This window comes from Myxococcus sp. CA033 (assembly GCF_013336625.1).
Taxonomy (GTDB): Bacteria; Myxococcota; Myxococcia; order Myxococcales; family Myxococcaceae; genus Myxococcus; species Myxococcus llanfairpwllgwyngyllgogerychwyrndrobwllllantysiliogogogochensis.
Window position 1 is genome coordinate 1 of sequence record NZ_JABUMU010000050.1, and the last position, 5,971, is coordinate 5,971.

4 protein-coding genes, 1 tRNA gene and 1 pseudogene are annotated in these 5,971 nt (G+C 62.4%); 2 read left to right on the forward strand and 4 right to left on the reverse strand.

The genetic code is table 11. The annotated features are described in order from the left end of the window. Window positions 1-82 precede the first annotated feature (82 nt). Together HUA78_RS45465 and HUA78_RS45470 are read right to left on the reverse strand one after the other, a co-directional pair. Complete coding sequence (locus tag HUA78_RS45465; protein ID WP_217442879.1) at window positions 83-628, reverse strand: transposase; 546 nt, start codon at window positions 626-628, stop codon at window positions 83-85. Window positions 629-1,494: 866 nt separating this feature from the next. Next, window positions 1,495-1,579, reverse strand: a tRNA-Tyr gene (locus HUA78_RS45470). Between the two features lie 468 nt (window positions 1,580-2,047). On the opposite strand from HUA78_RS45470, the gene HUA78_RS45475 reads away from it, so the two are divergent. Next, entirely contained in the window at window positions 2,048-3,292 is a 1,245-nt protein-coding gene (locus HUA78_RS45475; RefSeq protein ID WP_174462877.1) for a hypothetical protein, read from the forward strand. 297 nt (window positions 3,293-3,589) lie between these two features. Then, window positions 3,590-3,703: pseudogene (locus HUA78_RS45480) on the forward strand (IS30 family transposase); the annotation flags it as partial. Between the two features lie 382 nt (window positions 3,704-4,085). Here the strand turns inward: HUA78_RS45480 and HUA78_RS45485 are convergent. Together HUA78_RS45485 and HUA78_RS47600 are read right to left on the reverse strand one after the other, a co-directional pair. Continuing rightward, entirely contained in the window at window positions 4,086-4,898 is an 813-nt protein-coding gene (locus HUA78_RS45485) for a hypothetical protein (protein WP_174466138.1), read from the reverse strand. A 483-nt stretch (window positions 4,899-5,381) separates the two neighbouring features. Next, a complete protein-coding gene (locus HUA78_RS47600; protein ID WP_305798554.1) occupies window positions 5,382-5,942 on the reverse strand; it encodes a hypothetical protein in 561 nt (186 codons plus the stop codon). Window positions 5,943-5,971 lie beyond the last annotated feature (29 nt).

Below are 5,971 nucleotides of genomic sequence, written 5' to 3' on the forward strand. Positions count from 1 at the left end.
AGGCCGGCGCTCGCTGTCGATTCTCACCTCGCGGGTGGCGAGGGGGCGGGCTGTCGTTCGTGCCATGGCGTTCCTCCCATTCTCAGAGGGGCAACACCCCGGGCTCAGGCCATATTTGCCAGCGTAGTTTTTTTTCGAGCACCAGCAGCGCCGCCGTCTCCGCCAGCGCCTTCTCCTTGCGGTGCAGCTCCCGCTCGAGCTCCTTCACCCGCTTCTCGGCGGCGGCCAGCCGCTTGCGCTCCTTGGCCGGCAGCGGCTCGCTCGCCGTGCCGGAGAGCGCCCCCGCGGCAGCCTGCTGCCACTCTCGCAGCTGCGCTTCATGCAGCCCCTCTCCACGCAGCAACGCCCCCAACTCCTCGCCTTTGAGCTCCTGGGCCGCCGCCAGCACGCGCACCTTCTCCTCGGGTGTCCACTTCTTCGGCCCAGCGGGCGGGGCGAACTTCTTCTCGTCGGACGGGGGCGTCATGGCCGCTACCCTATTCGCCGCGCGCAACCACTGCGACAACGTCGGTTGGGACACTCCCACCTGCCGGGCCAGCGTCGAGGCATTCACCGCGCTCGGGCCCATCATCCGCTTCACCATCTGCGCCTTGAATGCGTCTGTGTACGGCACTTCAACCGCCTGCACTCGCCCCCTTCGGGTGGTCAGCTCGGCAACTCAGCCGAGGCGACTTCTTCCCTGACACAGGGGGGACATGGCCCTTCTGACTTCAACCCCAGACACCGCTGAATGATGCCGCCAAGGAGCTTTCCTCCCTCGTTCCCCTTCCGAACCAACTACACACGATTCGGGACTTGACCGGCGCCGGGGGCGCGGCTCATCGGCTACCCGCTTCCGCCTGGGGCGCGCAGGCCGGCCCTCCGTAGGGGCCGTGCCCGCCTCGCGACGCCCCTGCGGAAGCCTGCAAAGCATGTAAGGAATGAAACCGGAGAGCAGAGAGAGCAGCCTTCCTGGAGACCTTAGAGCGGAGAATTGAGAGTCTCAGGAAATTGTGTTAACCGCTGTCCCAACGGTTAACAGCACCTGTTAACCGCTCTCGGTTCGTCTCTCCCCCGATTGGGCGAAAGAAAGCCCAATCCGCAGCCGAACGGATGGGCAATCAGGCTCTGGGCGATAGAGGGTAGAGAGTGTCCTCTGAGTTGTCGTGGGGCAAAACCCCTAATGATTCAGGGATTTAAGCGCGAGTGTCTAGCGCAATCCATCGCGCGACTCGTGTTAACCGAAACGGCCCTGCCAGGTTGCAGGGCCTTTCAATCAGCTCCCCGAATGAGACTCTGTGCGAACTCGTTCTCTGTTTTCCTCTAGAGAACTCGAACCCTCTGCGCCGCAGAGTGGTGAGTGATATTCAGGGGTTTGAGGATTGAGCCGGCGGTTGTCCTTCGATTGGGGTCCGATTGGTGCTGTGAACTTCGACAGGGCGCCGTCACTAGACGGCGTCGCTGCAGGGGTGAAGCCGGTGCGCCTGCGTGGTGACGGACCACGCTCGTGCTGCATGGGGACGCTGGGAGGTGAACCCAGTGGGCCCTGTCGGGCTCGGGCTCTACAGGCCCGCGCGCCTCCCTAGCGCTCTACATCCCCAGGAGGAGCAGGAGCCCTGAAAGCCGAGGCGACTTCTTCCCTGACACAGGGGGTCAGAAGGGGGCGCCCCGCTGCGGCCCCTGGTGCGGCCAGATGACCCGCGCGTGCGCGAGCAACGCGTCCCCAACCCTCCCTGAGTTAGGCTTCAGGGCCCACAAAAATACGAACGGCCCCAAGTCACCCAGGGGCCGTTCGTTTTGTCACTTCAGAGGCAGGTCGAGACCATCACGGCAAGACCTGCTGCGTCGTGATTTGCTGCACTGTCGAGCCCTGCAATGTCTTGTATTGAATGGTGATGCTGCGCCGTCGGGAGCCACTGCAGAACAGCGGGGCCCAATTTCATTGATTGTCTCAATCGAGTAAAAGCCGTAAGCGTGTTAAAGCCGGAAAATTAAATAGACAATTGACACGGTAAATTGCAAAGGTGCGGTTGGCACGACGCCAATGCTTTCCACACAAAGGAATTCCATGTCCAAGCTTCATCAGACCCTGTTGACCGCTTCCGTCGCGCTCCTCGGGTTGAACGGTTGTGGCGGCGCCGACCTCCCGGAAGCGGAGACGGCCAGCACCCGCCAGGGCGTGGAAGTGGCAACGGCCATTCCCCTCCCAATCCCCGCCTGCTCGCTTCTCCCTGATACGGACGGCGACGCCGTCTGCGACATCGTGGAGACGCTGCTGGGCACCAACCCCAACAACCCCGACACGGACGGGGACCGGCTCAACGACTACGCGGAGTCGTTCGGCTTCGGCGGCGGCCTGGACCTGACGGCCCTCGGCGCGAACGCGCGCAGGAAGGACATCTTCATCGAGGCGGACTACTACCCGGGGCAGCAGCCGACCCAGGCGATGCTGAACCGCGTCATCACGGCCTTCGCCAACGCGCCAGTGTCGAACCCGGATGGCTCCACGGGCATCACGCTGCACGTGGTGGTGGACCAGCAGATCACCGCGGCGGACGCGGACCTGGACCTGAGCCCCGTGTGGACGGACTTCGACGTCATCAAGGGCAAGTACTTCGCCGCGAACCGCGCGCCCTACTTCCACTACATGCTGTTCGCGAACCGGTACGACGGCGGCAACTCCAGCGGCATCTCGCGCGGCATCCCCGCGCATGACTTCGTGGTGACGCTGGGCTTCATCGGCGGCGGCACGGAGCTGCAGCGGGCCGGAACCCTGATGCACGAGCTGGGGCACAACATCGGCCTGCGGCACGGCGGCACCGACAACGCCAACTACAAGCCCAACTACCTGAGCGTCATGAACTACCAGTACCAGTTCGATGGCTTCGGCATTGGCGGCTTGAACAACGTGTTCGACTACTCGCGCGTGCAGGTGGCCGCCTTCAGCGAGCTGAGCATCAACGAGGTCGCCGCGTTCACGCCCGTCGCCCCGACGACCGAGGCGGACCTCGCGAAGATCAGCGCGCTTCGCTTCAACGGCGTCCAGGTCGTCGGCAACGCCAGCGCCAACCTGGACTTCAATAACAATGGGACCATCCAGGCTGCGTCCTACTCTCGGGACCTCGACGGCTCCGGCGCCAGCAACTTCCCCGCGTCGCAGAACGACTGGCTGGCGCTGGCGTATGACGGCGGCGGGCAGATTGGCTTCGCCACGTCGGGCCTCACCCAGGACCTGGGACGCGCGGAGCTGTTCCTCGTCGCCCCCGAGAAGATGGAGCCCTGCCTCACCGTGCCCGAGCGCGACGCCCGCTAACCCGCTTCAGATAAATCGGTGAACCATGCTCGGAGAGGGAGCGGATGACCTCTCCGAGTGCGCGGCCTTGACGGACCCTGCTGAAACGGATGGGTTCCACGGCGTCCATGCTCGGGCCGGCTGACTCCGACACGGCCCGGGGCTCATCGTTCGAGCCCTGTGAGTTGTATGTGGCTCGTAGAGTGCGCACTATATTTGGTCGCCAGTTGGAGTTGTACGAATCGTTTCTAATACGACGGGGTCACTTCCCGTGCTCTCCGAGGGCACCTCTCGCGCCGGAGACCTCTGAGAGCCCTCTCCGGCAAGCAACTCGACGCCATCGCGCACGAACTCAACGGGCGCCCGCGTCAAACGCTTGCATGGCGAACGCCTGCCGAAGTATTCGCGTTAGCTGTCGCGACGACCGTTTGAGACCGCCCTCACGTGCAGCTCCTTGCGAGGTTTCGGTCGCATTTCAAAAAATGCTTGGGATGCTGGTTTGACCGGCGCTATGGCCGAATGTCGGACCTGCATGGAGGCTCAGTCTACGGGCGATGCAGAACCTGGTGCTCGTAGCGGGTGCGTGCCACGCCGCTAAGCCCATGCAGGCAGGTGTGCGGCGGATGCAGGCTTGTCGCAAGCCCCCACACAGGGCGCAAAGCGCTCGGGCGCGAGCCCCGGGCTGGAGCCGAAAGCCTGCGCCTTCCACACGGAGACGCCATGACGGATAAGCGCAGGCGGCCCGAGAGTCGCAAGTCGCCGGAGAATTTCCCGCGAGAGGCCATGCAGTTCGGCATCCGAGGGTCATGCGTCGTTAGGGGTTCCAAATCTGGTCAAACGACTTTTGGTCTGGGTGCATTCTGTTGAAATACCTCATTGATGGATTTATCTCCATGGAGGGGGCGCCTGAGGTGGGGATTATCGTAAGCGCCAACTTGCCTGTCTTGATGCCAATTGTTCCCTTGAACGAGTAACCGCCGGTGGGGGCAGTAATCGAGGTGTCTAGTTCAAACGAGAACCCGTCATCGTCATATTTCGCGTTCCTGATTTGTCCGCTTACGGAGGGCGCGGCAACCGCTTCGAATGCTTCGTGCCCGAGGGAGTAAATGAATACTCCAAGAGCCGACTCGGCTACTCCATTGGGCAAGACTAATGTGCATGACCGCTGATAGTCGCCCTTGTAGCGCCACTTCCCTGCCCAGATGGCATGCCTTAGCATGCGCAGCGATGTTATGGAGTCCTTTTTTGATTCAAGCTTTTCCTTGAATCCATCGGTGACAAGCATGTACCGTGAGTAGTGTGGTATGAATTTGCCGGCCCGCTTGTGGGCTTGGATTTTTGCTACAACCTTGGCGCGTTGGTCATCGTCGAAGAGAGACTTGATTATTCCGTCGACAGTCTCTTCTGTTGCGGCGTGGGCTACGCCGACAAAGGCCGGCTCCGCCCAGAACGTAAAGTCGCGAATGATGCCTTGGAAGCCGTCAACGACTTGTATGGTTGTGTCTCGGGCGTCGCCGCGCACTGCGTCATATACCGCGGCAGTATAGTGGTACAGTGTTCCCAGGACTGGAATCTTATCCACCACGTTCGGAATGGCCGAGGCCAGCTTGTCTATTGAAAAAGTCATGAGGCGTTCTCCTTCATCTGTGTCTACGTTTCTTGGGGGTGGTAGGGGTGTCCGTTGTCCATGACTATCGCTGGGGTTGGAGCTCTCTTCGAACAGATTGGGTTCCCCCGGCTTGGTCGTGGCCACCTCTGGGATGCATGTGCGGTGCCGATATGGGGCGTGTGGATTCTTGCCCATGCAGCCGGCGACTGCTGGGGCATGAGGTGTTCGTTGACGCGTCATTGACGCGTCATTGACGTGTCAATTTGTGTGGGCTCTGGAAGTCGGTGTGGGCGAATTCGCCATCATAGGGCTTCTGCCGAATGTGGCGCGCGAGCAGGGAGCGAGGACCCTTGAGGTGGCACACTTCATCAGCGCCTATGCCCAGAGAGACCTGGGGCGCCCAGCCAACTTTGAGACCATCTCTAGGCTGTGTCGTTTGAGAAGGCGTCGCCGGTCGGTCCTTGGAGAAAGTCTGGACCTATTTGGGCGCAGAGTCTCCTGCTAGAGATGCGCGGGCGCGTTCGTTTCTGTATTGCTCAATGTGTCGGGGGCGAGCTGTTCACCGCCCGACGTGCTCACCACCTCTGGCCGTCTGCCACTGTCCTCCACCTCGGCGTCCACCTCGCCGCGCTCGGCGGGTGTCGTCTCGCGTGCAGCTCGTAGGGCATGGGCATGCCGAGCCTGGAGTCCCTCCAGCGAGAAGCTGGCGTGCAGTTCCTGGCGGGAGTCGGCGCCGCCTTGGACGAACTCCTTCAGGCGCACCATGGTGTTGAAGTCGGTGGGGTTGTCGACGCGCACGCGGCCCTCCGCGAGGGCCTCCTCGAAGCCGAGGAGGTAGCCGTCAATCATCTTCAGGGCGTCGTCCTTGGAGACGGCGATGGCGGTGGCGCGCAGCTCGATGAGCTTCGCATCCGCCTTGGTGGCGATGCGAGTCTTGGCCTCCTCGCGGCGGCGCAGGCAGTTGCCCCCTGTGTCAGGGAAGAAGTCGCCTCGGCTGAGATGCCGAGCTGACCACCCGAAGGGGGCGAGTGCAGGCGGTTGAAGTGCCGTACACAGACGCATTCAAGGCGCAGATGGTGAAGCGGATGGTG

Coding starts and splice junctions, on each gene's coding strand:
- HUA78_RS47600 (WP_305798554.1), bottom strand. CDS start 5,942: ATGCGTCTGTGTACGGCACTTCAACCGCCTGCACTCGCCCCCTTCGGG.
- HUA78_RS45485 (WP_174466138.1), bottom strand. CDS start 4,898: ATGACTTTTTCAATAGACAAGCTGGCCTCGGCCATTCCGAACGTGGTG.
- HUA78_RS45475 (WP_174462877.1), top strand. CDS start 2,048: ATGTCCAAGCTTCATCAGACCCTGTTGACCGCTTCCGTCGCGCTCCTC.